The organism is Levilactobacillus hammesii DSM 16381 (genome assembly GCF_001434395.1).
Taxonomy (GTDB): Bacteria; Bacillota; Bacilli; order Lactobacillales; family Lactobacillaceae; genus Levilactobacillus; species Levilactobacillus hammesii.
In genome coordinates, this window is sequence record NZ_AZFS01000040.1 from 1 (window position 1) to 443 (window position 443).

The window sequence follows — 443 nt, forward strand, 5'->3', positions numbered from 1 at the left end:
ATAAGGTTCTTCAGCTTCACCTTTAATTTCAAATTCAGTAAACATAACAAAAAATTCACGATTTAAGCCACTCTTACTTCTACGGCCAAACCTAAGGCTGAGGATCTTTTGGTATGTATTTTCAATATCATCAATAAAACGTTTATTTGCGGTTGGTTTATAGTTACTAAGCTCTTTTAACTGGTCAAAAGAGAAACGAACAGTTTTATTCCCTTGATCCCGCATGCGGGAAACAATTGAAAAAAATAAATTCATCTCAATTGGGGTAAATTTTCTCAAGGGAATAGTATTCAACTCAGGATCATACTTAACTAACTCATTAGACATGATTATCACCTCAAACACATATTAAAATAAAAGTACCTTTTTATCAAGTACAGAACTTATAAAGGTACTTGATAAACAGACAAAAGGTACTTGATAAACAGACAAAAGGTACTTGA

At 31.8% G+C, this 443-nt stretch carries 1 protein-coding gene; it reads right to left on the minus strand.

The annotated features are described in order from the left end of the window. A partial coding sequence (locus FD28_RS02310) for a replication initiation protein (protein WP_157059813.1) occupies positions 1-327 on the minus strand: 327 nt, incomplete at its 3' end. Between the last annotated feature and the right edge of the window lie 116 nt (positions 328-443).